We start from the raw sequence: 18,329 nt of genomic DNA, 5'->3' as shown, positions 1-18,329 counted from the left end.
CCACCGAGGTCATCCAACTGACGCAGTTCGGGCCGGCCTTCGGCGTCGCGGCGGTCGCGCTGCTCTGGCCGGGCCGGATCCGGGGCATGCTCGCCTTCATGATCCAGCCGCTCTTGTCCAGCGACTTGATGACCGCGGCAGGCTGATCGACGGCCCGGGTCTCCTTCCAGCCGCCCTTGGCCAGGGTCGCGACCGTGGCGTCGTAGGACTTCCTGGAGTCGGAGACCTTCTTGCTGTCCGCGGTCCAGGAGACCATGCAGGACTTCAGGTTCGCCGGTACGTCGTCCCCGGACTTCTCGGCGAAACCGGCCGTCGTGGCCGCGGCTTCGATCTCCTTCTTCACCGCCGTGGCATCCAGGGCGCCGGCGCCACCCGAACCCGCGCCCGCGCCGGCCGCCGGGGCCGGGGAACCGGCCGCGGGCGTCTCGCCGCCCTTGGACTTGTCCGTACCACCCTCGCTGCTGCAACCCGCGACCAACAGCACCACACCGGCGGCCACGGCCGCCCACTTCGCCTTGCGCACTACTCGCCCAATTCACCGTGCACGGGGGCCCGATGCCCCCGCGATCAAGGGAGCAGTCTGTCACGCGCCTCAGCGTCGACCCCGACCTCGGCGCCCCGCTGCCCTCCACCGCCGACCGGGTACCGCTGCGCGAGTACACCGATCCGATCGAGGCGGTCAGGCTGCTGTACTTCGTGACCGCGCTCCACACGGTGATCACCGTGGCCTGATGGAAGCCTGACCGCCCGGGACGTAAGACTTTCGTCATCGGGGGATCCTGGCGCCCGGATCCCCCGCCCGCGTTGAATGCAAGGGAACGCATCGACGAAGAGGGGCCGGCATGACGAGGACGAGGACGGGGACGGGGACGCGTCGACGCGGCCGACTGGCGGCCGGGGTGCTGATCGCGGCGACGCTGGTGCTGGGCGCCGGGCTGTACTGGTTCCAGCCGTGGAAGCTCTGGCAGAACTCCACGGTCAACGAGGCACTGCCGGCCGTCTCCACGGCCCCGGGGCCCGGCTCCTCACCGTCGGCAGCCGCCACGGCGCCGGGACCGCAGACCGTTGCCCAGGGCGCCCTGATCAGCCACGAGCACAGCACCACCGGCACGGTGAAGCTCATCCGGCTGCCCGACGGCTCCCGCACGCTCCGGCTGGAGAACCTCGACACCAGCAGCGGCCCCGACCTGCGCGTGTGGTTGACCGACGCGCCGGTGAAGGAGGGCAAGGACGGCTGGTTCGTCTTCGACGACGGCAAGTACGTCAGCCTGGGCAAGCTCAAGGGCAACAAGGGCGACCAGAACTACGAGATCCCGGCCGGCGTGAACCTCGCCGACTACTCGAGCGTCACCATCTGGTGCGACCGATTCAACGTGTCCTTCGGCGCCGCGGCACTCCAGGCCGTCTGACAGCCCGCCCCCGACGCCGGCCGCGGCGAAGGCCGCAGTGACCCCGGCGCGATGAGCCGGCCACGCCGCGGGGCCGGGGGCCGGGGGCGGGTGTCAGGCTTCCCGGATGAAACGGGTGAGGGCGGCGACGTACTCCTGAGGATGCGTCATGTGGGGCATGTGCCCCGCGCCTTCGAAGGTGCTGCGCCGCACCTGCGGAATGGTCTCGGCCAGCCGGTCCAGCACGGCGGAGAACCATGCCGGGCTCTCCGTTCCCCGGCTGAGCATCACCGGCACGGTGCAGGCGGCGATCCCGTCGAGGTCCAGCGAGGCCCAGTCGGGGTCCGACTGCTCGTCCAGCCAGGTCTGGGCATGGGCCACGAACGTCTCCTGCATCTCCTCGGGCAGCTTGTCCCACATGCCCGGCCCGAGCGCGACCTCCTCCACGAACAGCCGGGCGCCCGGCCCGTCCTCTCCCTTCCTCAGGTGGTCGAGCGCGGCGTCGATGGAGGTCATCGTCGGCTGCAACTGCGCCAGCAGGGCAGGGTCGTCCGCGATGACCCCGACGAGCGGAGGCTCGTGGGCGCTGATGCTGCGGAACAGCTCGGGCCGGCGCGCGGCCAGTCCGAGCGCGATCGACGCCCCGAACGAGTTGCCGGCCACGTGGACCGGGGATCCCCCCAGCGCCTCGATCAGCGCCGCCAGATCGTCCTCGTCCTGCGTCCGGGTGTTCTGGCCCGGCACCGAGTCGCTTCCGCCGTGCCCGCGGCGGTCGTACGCCACCACCTCGAAGCTGGCCTTCAGATCGGCCTCGATGGCGGGCCGCCAGCTCCTGTGGTCGGTCCAGGAACCGTGCACGAGCACGAGGGGATCGCCCGTACCGGTCCTCTCGTAGTAGAGCTTCACACCGTCGGCGCGCACCTGTGCCATGTCCCGACTCCTCGGAGCGTGAGTTCCCGTCACAGGGTGTCCTAGCAGGGCCGGTGGCCCTCCTGCCGCCGACTCGCCGGTCGGCGGCCCGGCGCCGACGCAGAAGTGACGATCGGGTCTCGGATGCACCGATCGCCGTTGCCTCCGCCGAAGGTGGCCCGTTTGGCGGTCATGGAAGCTTCCACGCGTCCAGCCGTGTCCCCGGACGTTTCTTTCGCAGAGCTCAACGGCGCGTACTGGATCGACTCCGACTCGTCCCTCCACGGTGCGCAGGAGTGCAGCCACTGCGCCCTCCGCGAGGCTGCCGCCCCGTACGCCCGACCCGCGCTGCGGCGTGTCCCGCGGAGCCGCCGCACCTCGTCCGAAGACACCGCTCCCGTCCCGCTCCGTCGGAGCGGACCCGCGGCGCGCAGGACGTGGCGTGGTGGCCCGCGGTGGCGGACGAGGTCCGGGTACGGCGGGCCAGTTCGGCCGTACCGGCCGGGCTCGCCGCGGCGTTCAGGGTACGTGCGCGGGTGTCGCCCGGCAGCGCGGCGAGGGCGCCGTCCGGTTCGGCCGGAGCGGCCGCCGACCAGACGGCCCGGTAGACAGCGCGGGAACCGGGGCACCGGGCTGTGCCTCGAGCATGCCGGCATGCCGTCCGGCGGCCGTCGCGAGATGCTGCACACGCCCTGCAACGGGGGCCGGACGGCATCTGGCGGCGGCGCTGAGGCGCGGGTGCGGCCGCACCACCGCCGTTCACCAACCCCTCAAGGCCTGCGGGCCTTTCGGAGAATCCGTCCGTGCGCGTAGCGTGTTCCCATGACTACGACACCGGCTGATGCGGGCGGGTCGAACGTGCCGCCGTCCTCCCCGCCGCGTACGCCCGTGGAGGCGTCGCGAGCCCGGCCCGTCACGCAGCCGGGTCGACAGACCGTGGACCGTGCCTGCCCGCGGATGGAGATCCGCAACCGGCGGACCGCCGGTCTGACGTTCCGCGCGGACCAATGGGCCGCGAAGAAAGCCGGAGTCCAGGCGGCGGCGGCGGTCCGGGCGTGGGGGTACGCACACCTCGACGAGCGGGACCTCGAGACCGCCGTACGGCGCCTCGTCGAGGCAGCGGTCGCCGACGGCGGCAAACGGATCAGCGTCCACCTCGCCGACCAGGACCACCGCATCCTCGCCGTCGCCCTCAGTCACGTCGCCGGTGCCGTCCCCGACGCGGACGCCGTCCTCGGCGAACTCGCAGCCCTGCGCACCGTCGTCAGCTGCGGCAGCGACGTCGCGCCCGACGGACGCCGGGTCTGGGCCCTGCTCGACGCCGCGCCGCGCGCGCCCAGGGAACGGTCGTCCGGACCGGTCCCGGAGTGATCCCGGCGAGGCCGGGCGGCGGCCCGTGTCGCAGGTGACGGCGGCTCAGGACGGGACGGCGGTGGGCCGGTTCGGCCCGGACCTCGCGTGTGCCGACGCCGACGCCGACGCCGACCCGCGCCGCCGGCGGCGGTGCAGCAGCGCGTCGAGGGACAGAGCAGGGGCGCCCGCGAGGATCAGCGGGATCCAGGCCATCAGGTACACCAGGTCGTTGCCGTAGTAGTACGGGGTGGTCGGCCAGCTGATGGTCAGCCAGAGGCTCAGCGAAATCAGGGCGCCGCCGAGGGCCGCGACCCGGGTCAGCAGCCCCGTCAGGGCGCCCAGCCCGACGGCCAGCTCGCCGAGGGCCATCGCGACGCCGAAGCCCACCGGGCTCTGCGAGGAGAGTTCGATCAGCCCGGGGAGGGCGGCCGAGTCCCGTACGGCCTCCATCTGCTGTCCTATCGAGCCGTCACCGGTGGCGGACAGGAACGCCGCGTCGGTCAGCTTGTCCAGACCGGCGTAGACGAAGGTGATGCCGAGGAAGAGGCGCAGCGGCAGGAGTGCGTACTCGGCCGCTCGGGCGCGCAGGTCGGAGGATGTCGTAGTCACATCCTGCACACGCAGGAACCCGGGCCGCGGTTCGGCCGAATTCGGTGGGGGCAGCGTTGAACCATTCACTGCCTCGCTGCGTGTTCCTGCTGAGGCTGGAGTGACAAGGCATGCTCCGGTCCTCTTCCGGTACGAGAAGGAGATACGGCCATGGGTGACACCACGCGTCGGCGCACGGTTCTCGCGGCGGGCGCCGCCACGCTGGCAGGCACTGTCCTGAGCGGCTGCGGCAACGACGGCGGGTCGGACGCAGCAGCCGGCAGCACACCGGCCGTGCCCCCGGCGGGCGGTGGCGGTGGCGGCGGCGGGCAGGCGCTCGCGCAGACGTCGGAGATCCCGGTCGGCGGCGGCAAGGTGTTCAAGGACCAGAAGGTGGTGGTCACCCAGCCGATGGCGGGGCAGTTCAAGGCCTTCTCGGCGACGTGTACGCATCAGGGCTGCTCGGTCGCGACGGTGAAGGACGGAAACATCGTCTGCCCCTGCCACCAGAGCCTCTTCAAGATCGCGGACGGCACGGTCGCCGGAGGCCCTGCCACGCGTCCGCTGGCGGCGGCGAAGATATCCGTGGAGGGTGACAAGATCTCCCTCGCCTGAACCGGTCCGCCGCCGGACTCGCGGAGCCCGGCGGCGGACGCCCGCACTGCCCGGCGTCAGGCGCCGCCGTCACCGCCGTCAACGCCGGCGTCGCCCAGGTGGGTGGTGGCCAGCCCGGGATAGTCGAGGACGAGTCCGGTCGTGTCGAACTCCACGTCACTGCGGAAGCCGCCGGAGGAATACCGCACACGGTGACCGCCGAGCGGGGTGTACGTCTGCGTGGACGGGGTCACGGTCAGCTCCGGTACGGCCACCCAGGCCATCAGGAACTGCTGCGCGGGGTCCTGTTCGCGGCCGAGGTGGAGCCCGTGGCGGCGCACGGGCATGGTGTTGGTCAGCGGGCAGAGCCCGAGGTCGCAGTCGAGAGCACCGTCGAACTCGGCACGCGGCTGCCCGTCGACCGTCCACCGCCCGTCGTCGGCGCGGCACAGAACGAGTTCACGCCGCGCGTGGCCCGGTCCCTCCACGCTCACGTGAAGCGAGCGGGTGACGAAACGCGGCCCGGTTTCGAGCTGGTAGCCGACCCAGTAGGGGCCGCCCTCCAGCGCGAGTGCCCGGCCCTGCGCGCGTAGCCGGTCTCCCTCGAATTCCCCCCATGCGGTGTCGTAACCCCTGCTGGCCGAGACATGCCAGGTACGGGTGAAGCGTACGAAATCTTCCATGGAATGATCTTCCCGCACGACGAGGCGGATACCGCCGGCCAACCCGTCGAGCGTGTTCGCGGCAGTGGCAGTGGCAGTGGCAGTGGCAGTGGCAGCGGCGCCGGCAGTGGCAGCGGCGCCGGACCGCGGCGTACGTCGATCGGCGGTGCGGCTCGATTCGCCGGCTCGCCGCCTTCGCGTGGTGCGCTGACCGCTTCCGTGGGGTGGCGTACGTCATGGTGGATGTCGTGGACGTTGATGCTGATGTGGATGCGGTTGCCGACGAGCTGTACGGGCTGGTCCCGGCCCGGTTCACCGAGGTCCGGGACGAGCGGGCGGCCGAGGCGAGGAAGGCCGGACGGGCGGCGGCGGCGAGGGCCATCGCAGGGCTCCGGCGCCCCACGCGGGCGGCGTTCGTCTCGAACCTCCTGGTGCGCCGGCGCCCGAAGGAGGTCGCCGCGCTCCTCGAACTCGGAGAAGCGCTGCGCCAGGCACACCGGTCTTTGGACGGTACGCAGCTGAAGGACCTGTCCCACCAGCGGCATGTGGTGGTGGCCGCATTGGCCCGTGCGGCCAGGCAACTGGCCGAGGAGGAGGGCCAGGCGGTCAGCGAGGGCGTCGCGCGCGAGGTGGAGCAGACCCTCCACGCCGTCCTCGCCGATCCGGACGCCGCCGAGCGGTGGTCGAGCGGATGCCTGAGCACCGCACTGACCCCACCCGTCGGTTTCACCGGCCTCCCCACCTCGGCCCCCGCGCGCCCGCGCCCCGCCGTCACGGACGCCGGCAGACCGACGAAGCCGAAGCCGTCCCGCGAGGCAGGGCAGCGCCGGGCCCGGCTCGAACAGGCCCGCCGCACGGCCGAGGAGACCCGCCTCGAGGCGACAGCACGGGAGGCGGAGCTGCGCCGGGCCGAGCAGGAACAACGGGACCACGACCGGATGCTGGCCGAAGCCGGCTCGCGTGTCGCCGAGCTCGAGCGGCAGTTGCGCGAGGCCCGGACCGGGCAGAGCGAAGCGCGTCGTGCGGCGGCCGGGGCCACCGACCGCGTCCGGGACGCCGCCCGCGCGGCGAAGGCGGCGCACCGGAGGGCTGATGCGGCCGCCGACCGGCTGGCGGAGCTGCCGGGGGTGGAGGAGTAACAGGCGTGGTGCCGAGGCGACCACATCCGAAGTTCCCAGGTCACCATCTGTTGCCCGGCCGCCGGGCGACAGGGGGCGATCGGGGAGACACTGGACGCAGGGGGCCGATGTCGGACGAGCTGAGGCGAACGGAGGACAGCCACCATGCTGGGAGACAGCAAGGCATTCAGCGGCTTCTCAGTGGACAGCATCGAAGAAGCCAAGGGCTTCTACGGCCAGACGCTCGGACTGCGGGTGTCCGAGGACAACGATCTGCTGGTCCTGCACCTTGCAGGGGACACGAACGTGATTCTGTACCCGAAGGAGAATCACGCGCCCGCGACTTTCACCGTCCTGAACTTCCCCGTGGACGACATCGACAAGGCCGTCGACGAACTGGCCGCGCGCGGCGTGGTGTTCGAGCGGTACGAGGGCTTCGACCAGGACGCGAAGGGAATCGCCCGGGAGACGCCCGGCCCCGCGATCGCATGGTTCCAGGACCCGGCCGGCAACATCCTCTCGGTGCTCCAGCAGAACGGGGCGTAGCCGTCCCGTCGAGCCCGCAGGATCAGACCCAGGTGTAGGTCTCGTCGGTGACGGCGTCCAGCGCGGCGTTCCCGACGGCCGCGCGGGGGTCGGGCAGGGCGGCGAGCGCGGGCCCGATCGGCGGGAAGATCGGCAGCTGGGCGGTCTTGCGGTAGTCGACCCACTCGATCACCCCGATCTCGTGGCTGCCGTCGGGGAGTTCGTCGTACTCCTCGGTGGCGAGGGCTGCGCGGACGTCGCGGGTGATGTGGAGGCGGTAGATCAGGTGGATCTTCCGCGGTGGCGGGGTGGGGCCGGGGCGGGCGACCCGTTGGTCGACGACCCATACGAGTTCGCCGCCTTCGGCCTGGCCGATGTCGAGGCCGAGTTCCTCGGCGAGTTCACGGGCGAGGGCCGCGGTGAAGTCCTCGCCGGGCTCGACGTTTCCGCCGGGCGGGGTGTAGTGGGTGGAGGCCGGACGGTCGCGGCGGATGAGCGCGACCTCGTCGCCACAGAAGACCAGGGCGCCGGTGCGCACCTTGATGGCGGAGAACGGCACGGGCGTGGCGGGAGTGCGGGTCATGCCGTCCAGTATCACCGTCCGGCGGCGGTCACCTTGAGCAGCGGACCCGAGGGCTGCGTGGAGTCGGCCGGCTGCCTCACCCTGTGACCTGCCGCCGCGCGGGAAATGGGTCGCAGTGGTCCTCCGTGTTCGACTACGGTCCCTGGCATGTTCGTTGTCACCGTCACCTACACGGCACCGCTTGAGCACGTGGATCCGTGGAGACCAGCCCACGGCGACTGGCTGAACCACCTGATGTCACGACGGCTGCTCCTGATGGCCGGGCGCCAGGTGCCTCTCGTCGGCGGTGTCTACCTCGTCCCTCGGATGCCCGCGGACGAACTCGACCGTCTCCTGGCCACGGATCCGTATGTCGTCCACGGCGTCGCCCGGCACACCGTCGTGGAATGCACTCCGCTTCTGGTCGCCGCCGGCCTGGAGGGCCTCAAGTCCCAGGAGTGAGCCGGGTTTCACGTGCCGTCCGTCTGCTTCTCCGCACCTTCCAGCCCGGCGCAGCCGCCGGCCCCCGCCTACTCCTCGGCGTCGCCCTCCGTCGGCACGCACGGCACCGGAACCGGCGACAGGTGCAGCAGTTTGTGCGGGGTGGAGCCCAGCAGGGCGCCGCGGATCGGGCTGTCCCCCCAGCTGCCGACGGTGATCACCCGTGCCCGGTGGCGTTCCGCGGCGTCGAGCAGGGCCTGGGCCGGCTTCTCGTCGACGACCTCGACCGCCGACGGGACACCGGCCTCGTCAGCCGCCTCCACGGCCCGGGCGAGGGCGCTGCGCCCGGGACTCCTCCCCGGCGGCTCCGGGCGCGGCGGCGCCGTAGACGAGTACGAGCGGTTCGCCGAAGGCGGTGGCGACCTCGAGCGCCACGTGCAGGGCCCGTTCCGCGCCGGGTGGCTCGTCGTACCCCAGGACCACGGACATCAGGACTCCTTCCGGACCGCCGGACCGCCGGGCTACGGCTTCCTGCGGTGGACGAGGGCCGGATCGACCACGCCCCGCCGCTCCCGCCAGAACCTGCCGTCCTTCACCCGCCAGAAACACATGATGAGCACGCCGGCCACGGCGATTCCGATCCCCATCACCAGCGGTGGGCCGAGACCGAACCAGGAGACCCCGCTGGCCGAGTTCTCCGGATTCGACATGTCGTTGACCGACTCCACCAGCAGCCAGGTCAGCAGCCCGGCCCCGACCAGCGGCCCGAGGCCGATGAGCAGGAAGTTGTGCGGGTTCTCCAGCAGGTGGCGGCGGTAGTAGACGGCACAGGCCACACCGGTCAGCGCGTAGTAGAAGGCGATGAGCAGGGACAGCGCCGTCAGCGAGTCGAGGAGGGCGTTCTCGCTGATCTGATTGACGATGAGGTACCAGGCGATGGCGATGCCGGCGACCCACCACGTGCTGACGTCCGGGGTCCGGAACCGCGGGTTGATGTGCGCGAGCGGCGGCGGCAGCGCGTGCCGGCGGGCCATGGACAGGGAGGTGCGGGAGGCCGGGATGATCGTGGTCTGGGTGGAGGCGAGCGCGGACGTGCAGACGGCCAGGAGCACCACCCAGGCCCAGCCGCCCATCACCTCGTGGGCGAGGACGGCGAAGATGGCCTCCTCCTTGCCCGCGTTCTCGGCCAGGAAGGCTGTTCCGGCGTAGCCGACGATGGCGAAGCCCACGGACAGGTAGGTCACCAGCAGGACCACGGTGGACCAGATGCCGGCCTTGCCGGGCGCGGTGGCGGAGTCCTCGACCTCCTCGGTGAGGTTCACCGCGGACTCCCAGCCCCAGTAGATGAACACGCCGAGCAGCAGGCCGCCGGTGAGGGCGGCGCCGCCGGCGCCGAAGGGGTTGAGCCAGGTGATGGACGGTTCGATGGAGTCGAGGGTGCTGGTCCCGGCGTAGATCCGGTAGATGGCGACCACCGCGAAGGCCAGGAGGAAGAAGACCTGGGCGAGGATCAGGATGTCCTGGAGGTGGGCCGACAACTCGGTGCCGATGACACAGATGGCGGTCATGGCGAGGATCACCACGACGGCAAGGGTCTGCCGGATCCAGGGGTTGGCCGCCCAGCCGTCGAGGCCGGCGGCGAGCAGGCCGAAGTTGACGGCGACGTCGGCCAGCGAGCCGATGACCAGGACGCCGGTCATCGTGATCGCCCAGCCGCCGAGCCAGCCCGCCCAGGGGCCCATGGCGCGCGTCACCCAGGAGAACGTCGTCCCGCAGTCCTGATCGACCTTGTTCAGGTAGTAGAAGGCGGCGGCGATCAGCAGCATCGGAACGAACGACGCCAGCATCACACCCGGCGCGTAGATCCCGACCAGGGCCACGATCGGCCCGATCACGGCGGCCAGCGAGTAGGCGGGCGAGGTGGAGTTCAGGCCGATGACGAGTGCGTCGAGGAACCCGATCGCGTTGGCTTTGAGCTCCGCGTCCGGCACCTCTGCACCCGTTGCGCCACCAGCACTGTCCTGGGCCATATACGCATCGTCATGCACCCGGCGGTGCTGCGCGAGGCGCGTGCTCTGTCCGAGGAGCCTCGGGAGCACTGCGGAGCCTTCTCGGGGGCGCGGCCAGGTGGCGCACGGCGAGCATGCCTCCGATGCCGGGGATCACGGCGAGGAGCGTCGCGGTACGGCCGGCACCGGTCCCGCGGTCGCCTTCGGTGGCGGGACCGGTGCCGGTGGCGATCGCTGTCGTGATGACGGCGATCAGGCAAGCGCAGCCGTGGAGCGGGCGGAACGAACCGGAGGCGCGTCAGAATGCGGCGGGTACCGGTTCGGCGGCAGGCCACACCCTGCCCGGCGCTCGTGGGCGAACAGCTGCTCCACGGCAGGGGTGATGCGCGGCTCGACTTCGGGCTCCGGCAGGTACGGGGCGAGGTCGAGCCCGGAGGTGACACCCGCGCTGCTCACCAGATCGCCGTCGTCGACGACGCGGGCGTCGACCGCGAGCACCCCGGTGGCGTCCAGCAGGTCCAGCCCCGCCCCGGAGGGCATCTCCCGCGGCCCCTCCGCAGAGACGAGCTCGACGCTCGGCTGCCCCCGCGCGGCCATCGATCCGGCGGACAGCACCTCGTACGGGGCGATCACGTCCAGCGGGTCGAGGCCGTCGAAGAGCACGATCTGGCACAGCATCAGGAGCGTTCCTTTCCGCGGTTCCGGCACCCCGGTCGGGGTTCCGGACCCGAAGCCATGCGCCGTCGGCAGTGATCAAAAGTGGCGGAATTGCCAGGACCCAACAGATTCCCGCCACGAGGGAAAGGGGGACGTTCCATCCTGCTTGGTCGCCCCTTGACCGCATTGCTCGGCTGGTGAGGGGCTGGCTTGGCCGGAATCCGGCGAAGGCCTGGGGTCCAGCCATGCATAGCGTGGCCGTTCTCGCGCTGGACGGAGTCATCCCCTTCGACCTGTCCACCCCCATCGAAGTGTTCGGGCGTACCCGGCTGCCCGACGGCCGCCCGGCCTATCGCGTCCGCGTCTGCGCTCCCGCCGGCGAGGTGGACGCCGGCGCGTTCGTACTCAGGGCCCCCTGGCCGCTGGAGGCACTGGCGGAGGCCGACACCATCGTGCTCCCCGGCGTCGCCGACCTCGACGTGCCCGTCCCGCCGGAGGTCCTCGACGCACTGCGCGAAGCCGCCGCCCGCGGCACCGGGATCGCGTCGATCTGTGTGGGCGCCTTCGTGCTCGCCGCAACGGACGTGGCCCTGCTGCGCGGGCCGGTGACGGAGCCGGGGCTGGTCATGGTGCAGCTTCTCACCGAGGAGCGGGTGGCCGTGGTGCCGGCCGGCAGCGACCTCGCGGAGAAGGACGTGCTCACGCCGGCGGACCTCGCGGCGTGGCCGGTCGCCCTGAACACGGTCGCCGGGACGACCACGCTGGACCTGTGGCCGGCGGATGCGCGCCCCACGGCGATGATCGAGGTCGGCAACACGGACGAGTGGCTGACGGCGATCGCCGTGGGCCGCGCGGTGGGCATCTCGACGTCGGCGACACCCGTATGCACACGCACCCGGCGATCGCCTACCGCCCGCTGACGGACGTCCCGCCGGTCCCCCTCGTCCTGGCCTGGCGCAGCGGGCCGCCAAGCCATCCGGCGATCCCGGATCTGGTGGCGCTGGCGCGGGAGGTCGTGGCGGACACCCCCTAAGGCCGTCCAGAGGTATCCGGATGGTGATCCCACGAATCGGCACGGACGATGGTGCTCGAGCCCCCGCCGCAGCGCCAGACCTCCTGGGCCGGTGCGGGAAGGCGACACCAGGGGACGGCCCGGGCCCCATGACGGGGTCCGGGCCGAACGGTGACGATGCGCCAGTCCACCCTGGTCCGGTCGGGACCGGCTTGGCGCCGGATCAGGAACCGGCCGCGATCTGGCGCCGCGCGAGGGCGTCGGAGGCCTTGGCCGTGATGTACAGCGACGCCGCGAGAGTGAGGACGAGCAGGGCACCGGCGCCGAAGATGCTGCCGGTCGCCACGGGTGCCTGGCCGCCGGCCTCGGAGCGGGCGGAGCCGGCGAGGAAGGGCACGATGCCCAGGACGGCGGCCCCGAGAACGACCTCGGCCCAGACGACCTTCGGGAAGTGGCGCAGCGTCAGGTGCAGGAGGGAGGCGGTCTCGTCGGCCTGACGGGCTTGTGCGATGCGCGGCATCAGCCAGAGCTGGTTGAGGGCGCCGGCCGCGACCATCGCGAGTACCAGCAGGATCTTGACGAGGAGGAAGAGGCCGTAGGTCGTCGTCCAGAGCTGTACCACGCTGCCCACGTGCTTCCAGGACATCCACAGACCGGATATCAGCACCGCTGCGACGCTGACCAGGGCAACGAGACCGAATCGTCACCAGATGTCCGCCCACAGCAGGCCGGCGTTGGCACTCAGGTGGCGGCGGGTGCCGGTGAGCGCGAGGAGCAGCGCCAGGCCGCCGATCCACACCGTGCCGCTGATGATGTGGGCCTGGCCGAAGGCGAGGTCGAGCCACTTTTCCGTGTTCTTGGGAGCGGTTGCCGGAATCGCCCCGACGAGTGTGATCGCCAGGGACAGCGGCAGTGCGGTGAGTGCGACAGCGTTGAGGTTGCGGCGGCCCGCCGCGGTGAACAGCGAGATCAGCGTGACGGCTGCGAGCACGAGCACGATGTTCTGGGCGATGTGGATCGTGCCCTGGGCCACCCAGGCGCCTTTGGCCGCAGGCGCGTTCAGGAAGTCGGATATCCGCCCCGGCGCGAGCGCATCCCCGAACGCCATGCCCTTGCCGGCCCGGGCCACGCGTCCGGCGAGCTGGAAGTAGCCCGCCACCAGCAGGACCAACCCGGACCACGCCAGGTACACCGACGTCCGCCGCTGCAGGGCTGCGACGTCGTCAGCCTCGCTCTCCGGCGCGCGCAGGCCGGGACGAACCGATACCGCGTACGTGACGGTGGAGCCGATGGCGCCGCTGAGGCCGACGAAATAGCCGGTTTTGGTAAGAATCCGCCAAAGGGGAGGCGTGGTGTAGGCCGCAGCTGCAGCAAGATCCGCATGACTCATGAAGGTGAGGCTAACCTAAATAAAGATGGCATGAGTGTAAAGCACGGGCAAAGGCCACGTCGCGCGCCGGTGAGCCTGGACCGCCCGTGGCGGGACTGGGTTGGCCGGTGAGCCGAGGTGCGGCGGGGGAGGAGAGAGCACGGCAGCGCCCCGGGAGGCGGCCGGAAGGGCCGCCATCCCGGGGCGCTGTCGTGCACGCCTGTCGGTGGATCAGTTCGTCTGGTACACGCCGAAGATGTCGACGACGACGTCGATGTCGTCCCAGCCGCGGTTCCAGTAGTCGACGATGCCGTTGTTGCCCATGCCCGCCTGGACCAGGTTCGGGACGGTGTCGCCGTTCTTCCAGTTCAGGTTGGAGGAGTTGGGCGGCGTCGGCCAGACGGCCCAGTTGTTGTCGTAGTCGGTCAGTGTGTTCGGGTCCGGGGATACCGTGAGGTATCCGTCGCCCCGGGTGTTGGTGACGGTGGTGTTCAGCACGTAGGCCGTGTTGGCCGGCCGCTTGGTGGACAGCGGCATGTAGATGTAGCCCTGGCCCCCCAGCGGGCCGTACGGCCAGTCCGCGGGGTCGCGGGTGTCGAGCAGCCGCTCCGGCAGGAACGGCAGGTACGCGCCCTGGCTGTCCTTGCTGTAGTAGCCGACCACGTCGACGATGACGTCGGCGCCCTTCCAGGCGCCGTTGCGGATGTTGATCGAGCCGTCGGGTCCCACCGGCACGATGACCGAGTTGGCGACGGTCTGGCCGCCGCGGAAGTTCAGGTTGGACGTGGTCGGGACCGACCCGCCGCTCGGGAAGACCGTCAGGTGGCCGTCCTCGTGCGGGTTGGTGACGGTCACGTTCAGCGCGACGGCCGTGGCGCCGGACGGGATGCCGCTCTTGCCGGTGATCTGGACGCCGATGGAGCTCTGGCCGGCGACCTGGCCCTTGTCGGCGCCGAGGCCCTCGCGGGTGTCGACGAAGCGCGAGGGGGTCAGCGGGGTGTAGCCGCTGGAGGAGGTGCGGGTGAAGTAGCCGGTGATGTCGGCGATCAGGTCGACCGACTCCCAGCCGCCGTTGTACAGGTCGACGTAGCCGTTCTTGTTGACCGGCACGATCACCAGGTTCGGAACGGTCTGTCCTGCCGAGAAGTTGACGTTCGACGTGGCCGGACGGTCGCTGCCCTCGGGGAAGACCGTGACGTGGCCGCCGCTGGTGGTGTTGGTCGCGGTGACGTTGAGGACCACCGCCGTGACCCCCGCGGGGATCGCGTCGTTGCCGGAGATCTTGACGCGGGTGGTGCCGTACGGGGCCACCTTGCCCTTCACCGCGCCCGTGCCGTCCCGGGTGTCCAGGAGGCGGGTGGGCGCGTACGGGGTGAAGTCGGAGCCGGGCGTGGCGATGCCCAGCTGGTTGACGGCCCGCTCGCCCGAACCGTCGGACAGCGTCACCTTGATGGTGTACGAGCCGATCTCCGCATAGGAGTGCGTCTCGGTCGAGTTGGTCGGCCCATTGGCACCGAAGGTCACGCTGGTGCCGTCCCCCCAGTCGACGTTGACCGAGAGCGCGGTGCCCGGGTCGCTCGTGACGGCTACGTCCAGGCTGATCCCCCGCGCGCTGGTGCCCTTGGCGGTCAGGCCGACCGTCGGCTCCGCGGCGGCGCTGCCCGACGCCTGCGGGGTGGCAGCGGCCTTGCCGTCGGCCTTGGCGGCGGACGAGGTCTGGACCGTGTGCTCGGCAGGGCTCTTGAAGGTGGTGAAGTTCGATGCCGCGGCCTTGTTCAGGTCCGCGTCGGGCACGGATACCCCGTGCGTGCCCCCGCTGCCCGGCGCGGCCGGCCCCGCCTGGGCCACCCCCGGTATGAGACCCACGCTGGCTGCCACGACGGCAGCGGACATTACGAGTCGGCGATTGCGCACCGGCCCCCCATTTCGGTCAACGCTTGAACAGGTTCGAAAGCTTGCTCAGCGTACACAGCCGCAGGGCGTTGATCAGGTGTCCTGCACCCTTTGATCGCCGCGAATCCACGGGGCTCGTCGGGGCGGCCCGGCGGACAATCGGGGCGAGGCGGTACAGCTGGGTGGACCGACCTGCCGCAGCGGAAAAGACGAGATCCCGCCGGTCCGCGTCCGGCCAGCACCCCCAGTGGCAGACGCGAGCCCCCGAGGGGCTCCTGGACCTATGGACCCGGCAATCCCGCCGGATCCGTCGCTCTCCGGAAACGACCGATGAAGGCCTGCGGGTGACCCGGGTCATGGTCGCCGCGGGTGACCGGACGCCGCCAAAGCGGCCTGCCCGGCCTGCCCGAACTGACCGGGCCAAGCCGCGCATCACGATGCGGTGGATGACGATCACCTCCCTCGGTGTGGGCTGCGGGTTCCTCAGCCCCTTCTGAACCGCCCCCTACGGCGCCCTGATCGGCTTCTGCGACCGCAAACGCGCCGAGGGCGAGCGCCACACCCAAGCTGCCCTCGCGCTCGCCCGCCGCCGCGTCAACGTCCTCGGGGCCCTTCTCCGCGACGGACGGCGCTACGAGCTCACACCGCCCACGGCCCTCGTAGCTATCGTTGCGGGGCGGTGGCCAGGGTGCGCTTCACGCGTGTGTTCTCCAGAAGTCCCAAAGGGAAGGCCAGGGCAGAATGCCAGGCGGCCGGAGTTCCCCACCAGTTCCTCCCTGCACCGACGCCACTGAATCCAGGCCGAATTCGATCGTCACACTGAACCCCCTGCGCAGAAATCGTTGACCCACAGCGCCCGCTGGAGCAGGGAACAGACCATGTCCTGGCTCGTAGCTGCCGCTGCTTGCACTGCCGCCACGAACGCAAGGCCGAACACTTCCTCGCCTTCACCAACATCGCCTGCACCCTCATCTGCTACCGCAGACTCGCCCAATGAGATGACTTGATTTCATGAACGGCCCAACCTCGAACGCGATTTGATCATCTTCCTTGCCGAGTCCGTCATCGCCCCCAAGGTGACGGCACGCGATCGAGGAGGTTCGCATCCCCATGAGGCTGCCCCGCAAACGCCGCGCGGATCGCACCGGTAGTCCGGACGGCATCGGAAGCCCGGAACAGGCGGAAGGCCCGAAGCGCACACGGCGCCCTGCGGGCCGAGCGAAGAGCCATAGGAGAGCCGCCCGCAAGGCCCGTCGCCCCCGCATCGACTTCCCCAGGCGCGGTCGGCGGGGCTGGCGGCGCTGGACGCCCTCCTGGAAACTGACCTCCGGCTTGTTCCTGCTCTTCGCCGGCGCCCTCGCCGGCCTCGTAGCCGCCGTCTACGTACAGGTCGAGATCCCGAACCCGCACGACTCCGCGCGCCGGCAGGCCACCGTCTACTACTGGGCGGACGGCAGCCGGATGGTGAGCGTCGGCGATGTGAACCGGCAGGACGTGAAGCTCTCCCAGGTGCCCGATTCCGTCCAGCGCGCCGTCATCGCGGCGGAGAACGCGGATTTCTACAGAGACTCGGGCGTCTCTGTGACGGGCATCGGCCGCGCCGCTGTCAACATCGTCAAGGGCGAGGAGACCCAAGGCGGCTCGACGATCACCCAGCAGTACGTGAAGAACACCTATCTGAGCCAGGACCAAACCGTCCAGCGAAAGATCAAGGAACTCTTCCTCTCCCTGAAGGTCAGCAACCAGCGGCCCAAGACGGAGATTCTTGAGGGGTATCTCAACACCTCCTGGTTCGGCCGCGACGCGTACGGCGTCCAGGCAGCCTCGTACGCGTACTACGGCATCCCCGCCAAGGAGCTGAACCCCAGTCAGGGCGCTCTGCTGGCCGCTGTCCTCAAGGGCGCGGAGAGCTTTGACCCGTCCCTCAGCGCCGACAACCGCCAACGCGCCGAGGAGCGCTGGAGCTGGATTCTGGACCGTCAGGTCGGCACGGGTTCGATGAGCGCCGAGGAACGCGCGAAGTACACGAAATTCCCCGAGCCGAAGCCTCCCGTCAAGCCGACCAGCCAGGCCGGGCAGATCGGCTACCTCGTCGACATCGCCAACAAGTACCTCAAGAGCCGCAGCGGGATCACGGGCAAGGATCTGGCCAGTGGCGGCTACAGCGTCCACACCACCTTCGAGAAGGACAAGGTGCTCGCGCTGACCAAGGCCGTCGAGCAGGTACGTGCGGACCGACTGGACCCGAAGAAGCGCGCGGACGACGAATACGTGCAGGTCGGCGCCGCCTCGGTACGCCCCAAGGACGGAGCGATCGTCGCGGTCTACGGCGGCTCCGATGCGATCGAACACTTCACCAACAACGCGGACACCTCAGGCGTCCCTGCGGCCTCGGCGTTCAAACCCTTCGTGTACGCCGCCGCTCTGGAGAAGGAGCTCGAAGGCAGGGAACGCTCCGCCGAGGGCACTGACCCGGACCCCCTGAAACCCACGCCGATATCGGGGCCCATGGCATCCATGAACCTCCACTCGGCCCTGGTGGACTCCGACCACACGCCGTTCGTGGAGATCGGCAAGAAAATCGGGCTGCAGAAGGTCAAAGAGCTCGCGGTCGCGTCGGGACTGCGCGAGGAGAGCATGGCCAAGCTGGAGCCGACCTTCTCCATCGGTACCTCCACCCCGAGCGCCGTCCGGCTGGCCAGCGCCTATACGACCTTCGTCAACCAGGGCCGGGCCACCGAACCCTACTCGGTGTCCAAGGTCGAACGGAACGGCGTCGCGGTGGACGGTTTGGGCCAACCCAAACCGCGGCGGGCAATGAGCTCCGAGGCGGCCTCGATCGTCGGCGCGGCGCTCCGCCAGGTGAGCGGGAGCGCCGTCGGACTGCCGAAGGGCCAGCGGACCTCCCCGTCCTGGGCAGGCAAGACCGGTCCGAACGACCGTATGAACTCAGCCTGGTTCATCGGCGCGACGTCGGACCTGAGCACTTCGGTCGCGATGTTCCGTACGAAGCCCGACGTCCCGCAACTGCTGCCCATGCAGGGTGTCGGCGGCACAGATTCCGAGCGGGGCAGCGCCTTCCCGCCGCTGATCTGGAAGGCTTACAACGAGGCGGCGCTGCCTGCGCCGCCTTACCCGGCGGATGGTCCCCAGGACCGCCCGTGACGGTCTCGTAGCGCGGGACGCTCTCCGGCGTGGGGGGGGGGGGGGGCGGGAGATAAGCGGGGCCCGCCCGGCGCGGGCCGCGCG

Annotated in this window: 20 protein-coding genes and 5 pseudogenes; 14 read left to right on the top strand and 11 right to left on the bottom strand. The window is 70.7% G+C overall.

From position 1 onward, the window contains the following. Positions 1 to 523: hypothetical protein (locus AB0I68_RS37395; RefSeq protein ID WP_363181889.1), on the bottom strand; the 523-nt coding region annotated here is incomplete at its 3' end. Positions 524 to 555: 32 nt separating this feature from the next. Between AB0I68_RS37395 and AB0I68_RS37390 the strand changes: the two genes are divergently transcribed. Next, the gene (locus tag AB0I68_RS37390; protein ID WP_363181888.1) at positions 556 to 732 is read left to right on the top strand and encodes a hypothetical protein; all 177 of its coding nucleotides are present in this window, start codon (positions 556 to 558) and stop codon (positions 730 to 732) included. A gap of 110 nt (positions 733 to 842) precedes the next feature. Beyond that, positions 843 to 1,409, top strand: a complete 567-nt coding sequence (locus AB0I68_RS37385; protein ID WP_363181887.1) for a DM13 domain-containing protein — start codon at positions 843 to 845, stop codon at positions 1,407 to 1,409. Between the two features lie 93 nt (positions 1,410 to 1,502). Here AB0I68_RS37385 and AB0I68_RS37380 read toward each other — a convergent pair whose 3' ends face one another. Further along, a complete protein-coding gene (locus AB0I68_RS37380) occupies positions 1,503 to 2,318 on the bottom strand; it encodes an alpha/beta hydrolase (RefSeq protein ID WP_363181886.1) in 816 nt (271 codons plus the stop codon). Between the two features lie 801 nt (positions 2,319 to 3,119). On the opposite strand from AB0I68_RS37380, the gene AB0I68_RS37375 reads away from it, so the two are divergent. After that, positions 3,120 to 3,668 (top strand): hypothetical protein, encoded by a 549-nt coding sequence (locus AB0I68_RS37375; protein ID WP_363181885.1) that lies wholly within the window; start codon positions 3,120 to 3,122, stop codon positions 3,666 to 3,668. Positions 3,669 to 3,713: 45 nt separating this feature from the next. Here the strand turns inward: AB0I68_RS37375 and AB0I68_RS37370 are convergent, their stop codons facing one another. Then, positions 3,714 to 4,259 carry a DoxX family protein gene (locus AB0I68_RS37370; protein WP_363181884.1) on the bottom strand — a complete coding sequence of 182 codons (546 nt, stop codon included), beginning with the start codon at positions 4,257 to 4,259 and terminating at the stop codon, positions 3,714 to 3,716. 150 nt (positions 4,260 to 4,409) lie between these two features. Between AB0I68_RS37370 and AB0I68_RS37365 the strand changes: the two genes are divergently transcribed. Next, positions 4,410 to 4,853, top strand: coding sequence for a Rieske (2Fe-2S) protein (locus AB0I68_RS37365; RefSeq protein WP_363181883.1), 444 nt, complete (start codon positions 4,410 to 4,412; stop codon positions 4,851 to 4,853). Positions 4,854 to 4,909: 56 nt separating this feature from the next. Here the strand turns inward: AB0I68_RS37365 and AB0I68_RS37360 are convergent, their stop codons facing one another. After that, positions 4,910 to 5,515, bottom strand: a complete 606-nt coding sequence (locus tag AB0I68_RS37360; protein WP_363181882.1) for a putative glycolipid-binding domain-containing protein — start codon at positions 5,513 to 5,515, stop codon at positions 4,910 to 4,912. 227 nt (positions 5,516 to 5,742) lie between these two features. On the opposite strand from AB0I68_RS37360, the gene AB0I68_RS37355 reads away from it, so the two are divergent. Together AB0I68_RS37355 and AB0I68_RS37350 are read left to right on the top strand one after the other, a co-directional pair. Continuing rightward, positions 5,743 to 6,633, top strand: a complete 891-nt coding sequence (locus AB0I68_RS37355; protein ID WP_363181881.1) for a hypothetical protein — start codon at positions 5,743 to 5,745, stop codon at positions 6,631 to 6,633. A gap of 144 nt (positions 6,634 to 6,777) precedes the next feature. Further along, a complete protein-coding gene (locus tag AB0I68_RS37350; RefSeq protein WP_363181880.1) occupies positions 6,778 to 7,158 on the top strand; it encodes a VOC family protein in 381 nt (126 codons plus the stop codon). A 22-nt stretch (positions 7,159 to 7,180) separates the two neighbouring features. On the opposite strand, the gene AB0I68_RS37345 is transcribed toward AB0I68_RS37350, so the two are convergent. Next, positions 7,181 to 7,720, bottom strand: a complete 540-nt coding sequence (locus AB0I68_RS37345) for an NUDIX domain-containing protein (RefSeq protein ID WP_363181879.1) — start codon at positions 7,718 to 7,720, stop codon at positions 7,181 to 7,183. Positions 7,721 to 7,867: 147 nt separating this feature from the next. Here AB0I68_RS37345 and AB0I68_RS37340 point away from each other — a divergent pair, with 147 nt between their 5' ends. Further along, positions 7,868 to 8,161 carry a YciI family protein gene (locus AB0I68_RS37340; protein ID WP_363181878.1) on the top strand — a complete coding sequence of 98 codons (294 nt, stop codon included), beginning with the start codon at positions 7,868 to 7,870 and terminating at the stop codon, positions 8,159 to 8,161. A gap of 68 nt (positions 8,162 to 8,229) precedes the next feature. Here the strand turns inward: AB0I68_RS37340 and AB0I68_RS37335 are convergent. From AB0I68_RS37335 to AB0I68_RS37325, 3 genes and pseudogenes are all read right to left on the bottom strand, one after another. Continuing rightward, positions 8,230 to 8,629: pseudogene (locus AB0I68_RS37335) on the bottom strand (universal stress protein). Positions 8,630 to 8,661: 32 nt separating this feature from the next. Further along, on the bottom strand, positions 8,662 to 10,170 hold the full coding sequence (locus AB0I68_RS37330) for an APC family permease (RefSeq protein ID WP_363181877.1): 1,509 nt from the start codon (positions 10,168 to 10,170) through the stop codon (positions 8,662 to 8,664). A 231-nt stretch (positions 10,171 to 10,401) separates the two neighbouring features. Beyond that, positions 10,402 to 10,827, bottom strand: a complete 426-nt coding sequence (locus AB0I68_RS37325; protein WP_363181876.1) for a hypothetical protein — start codon at positions 10,825 to 10,827, stop codon at positions 10,402 to 10,404. Positions 10,828 to 11,051: 224 nt separating this feature from the next. Here AB0I68_RS37325 and AB0I68_RS37320 point away from each other — a divergent pair. From AB0I68_RS37320 to AB0I68_RS37310, 3 genes and pseudogenes are all read left to right on the top strand, one after another. Then, positions 11,052 to 11,387: pseudogene (locus AB0I68_RS37320) on the top strand (AraC family transcriptional regulator); the annotation flags it as partial. Between the two features lie 45 nt (positions 11,388 to 11,432). Further along, complete coding sequence (locus AB0I68_RS37315) at positions 11,433 to 11,726, top strand: LysR substrate-binding domain-containing protein (RefSeq protein WP_363181890.1); 294 nt, start codon at positions 11,433 to 11,435, stop codon at positions 11,724 to 11,726. Next, positions 11,690 to 11,839, top strand: a complete 150-nt coding sequence (locus AB0I68_RS37310) for a hypothetical protein (RefSeq protein WP_363181875.1) — start codon at positions 11,690 to 11,692, stop codon at positions 11,837 to 11,839. Before AB0I68_RS37315 ends, AB0I68_RS37310 begins: the two co-directional genes overlap by 37 nt. Positions 11,840 to 12,041: 202 nt before the next feature. Here AB0I68_RS37310 and AB0I68_RS37305 read toward each other — a convergent pair. From AB0I68_RS37305 to AB0I68_RS37295, 3 genes and pseudogenes are all read right to left on the bottom strand, one after another. Next, positions 12,042 to 12,509 (bottom strand): annotated as a pseudogene (locus AB0I68_RS37305) (CopD family protein); the annotation flags it as partial. A gap of 12 nt (positions 12,510 to 12,521) precedes the next feature. Next, on the bottom strand, positions 12,522 to 13,208 hold the full coding sequence (locus AB0I68_RS37300) for a hypothetical protein (RefSeq protein ID WP_363181873.1): 687 nt from the start codon (positions 13,206 to 13,208) through the stop codon (positions 12,522 to 12,524). A 210-nt stretch (positions 13,209 to 13,418) separates the two neighbouring features. Further along, a complete protein-coding gene (locus AB0I68_RS37295; RefSeq protein WP_363181872.1) occupies positions 13,419 to 15,065 on the bottom strand; it encodes a PKD domain-containing protein in 1,647 nt (548 codons plus the stop codon). Positions 15,066 to 15,262: 197 nt separating this feature from the next. Here AB0I68_RS37295 and AB0I68_RS37290 point away from each other — a divergent pair, with 197 nt between their 5' ends. The 4 genes and pseudogenes from AB0I68_RS37290 to AB0I68_RS37275 all read left to right on the top strand — a co-directional run bounded on the left by AB0I68_RS37290 (position 15,263) and on the right by AB0I68_RS37275 (position 18,245). Further along, positions 15,263 to 15,577 (top strand): type I-E CRISPR-associated protein Cse1/CasA, encoded by a 315-nt coding sequence (locus tag AB0I68_RS37290; RefSeq protein WP_363181870.1) that lies wholly within the window; start codon positions 15,263 to 15,265, stop codon positions 15,575 to 15,577. Between the two features lie 27 nt (positions 15,578 to 15,604). Next, positions 15,605 to 15,736, top strand: a pseudogene (locus AB0I68_RS37285) (IS110 family transposase); the annotation flags it as partial. 201 nt (positions 15,737 to 15,937) lie between these two features. Beyond that, a pseudogene (locus tag AB0I68_RS37280) lies at positions 15,938 to 16,077 on the top strand (IS5/IS1182 family transposase); the annotation flags it as partial. Between the two features lie 113 nt (positions 16,078 to 16,190). Continuing rightward, positions 16,191 to 18,245, top strand: coding sequence for a transglycosylase domain-containing protein (locus tag AB0I68_RS37275; RefSeq protein ID WP_363181869.1), 2,055 nt, complete (start codon positions 16,191 to 16,193; stop codon positions 18,243 to 18,245). Positions 18,246 to 18,329 lie beyond the last annotated feature (84 nt).

Source organism: Streptomyces sp. NPDC050448 (genome assembly GCF_040655295.1).
Lineage (GTDB): Bacteria > Actinomycetota > Actinomycetes > Streptomycetales > Streptomycetaceae > Streptomyces.
This window is presented reverse-complemented; position numbering and strand designations above follow the sequence as displayed.

Excerpts from the sequence above, each read along its gene's own strand:
- AB0I68_RS37345 (WP_363181879.1), bottom strand. The coding sequence starts at position 7,720 with ATGACCCGCACTCCCGCCACGCCCGTGCCGTTCTCCGCCATCAAGGTG.
- AB0I68_RS37315 (WP_363181890.1), top strand. The coding sequence starts at position 11,433 with ATGGTGCAGCTTCTCACCGAGGAGCGGGTGGCCGTGGTGCCGGCCGGC.
- AB0I68_RS37310 (WP_363181875.1), top strand. The coding sequence starts at position 11,690 with ATGCACACGCACCCGGCGATCGCCTACCGCCCGCTGACGGACGTCCCG.
- AB0I68_RS37390 (WP_363181888.1), top strand. The coding sequence starts at position 556 with ATGCCCCCGCGATCAAGGGAGCAGTCTGTCACGCGCCTCAGCGTCGAC.
- AB0I68_RS37340 (WP_363181878.1), top strand. The coding sequence starts at position 7,868 with ATGTTCGTTGTCACCGTCACCTACACGGCACCGCTTGAGCACGTGGAT.
- AB0I68_RS37275 (WP_363181869.1), top strand. The coding sequence starts at position 16,191 with ATGAGGCTGCCCCGCAAACGCCGCGCGGATCGCACCGGTAGTCCGGAC.
- AB0I68_RS37375 (WP_363181885.1), top strand. The coding sequence starts at position 3,120 with ATGACTACGACACCGGCTGATGCGGGCGGGTCGAACGTGCCGCCGTCC.
- AB0I68_RS37350 (WP_363181880.1), top strand. The coding sequence starts at position 6,778 with ATGCTGGGAGACAGCAAGGCATTCAGCGGCTTCTCAGTGGACAGCATC.
- AB0I68_RS37360 (WP_363181882.1), bottom strand. The coding sequence starts at position 5,515 with ATGGAAGATTTCGTACGCTTCACCCGTACCTGGCATGTCTCGGCCAGC.
- AB0I68_RS37365 (WP_363181883.1), top strand. The coding sequence starts at position 4,410 with ATGGGTGACACCACGCGTCGGCGCACGGTTCTCGCGGCGGGCGCCGCC.
- AB0I68_RS37385 (WP_363181887.1), top strand. The coding sequence starts at position 843 with ATGACGAGGACGAGGACGGGGACGGGGACGCGTCGACGCGGCCGACTG.
- AB0I68_RS37300 (WP_363181873.1), bottom strand. The coding sequence starts at position 13,208 with ATGAGTCATGCGGATCTTGCTGCAGCTGCGGCCTACACCACGCCTCCC.
- AB0I68_RS37330 (WP_363181877.1), bottom strand. The coding sequence starts at position 10,170 with ATGGCCCAGGACAGTGCTGGTGGCGCAACGGGTGCAGAGGTGCCGGAC.
- AB0I68_RS37380 (WP_363181886.1), bottom strand. The coding sequence starts at position 2,318 with ATGGCACAGGTGCGCGCCGACGGTGTGAAGCTCTACTACGAGAGGACC.
- AB0I68_RS37325 (WP_363181876.1), bottom strand. The coding sequence starts at position 10,827 with ATGCTGTGCCAGATCGTGCTCTTCGACGGCCTCGACCCGCTGGACGTG.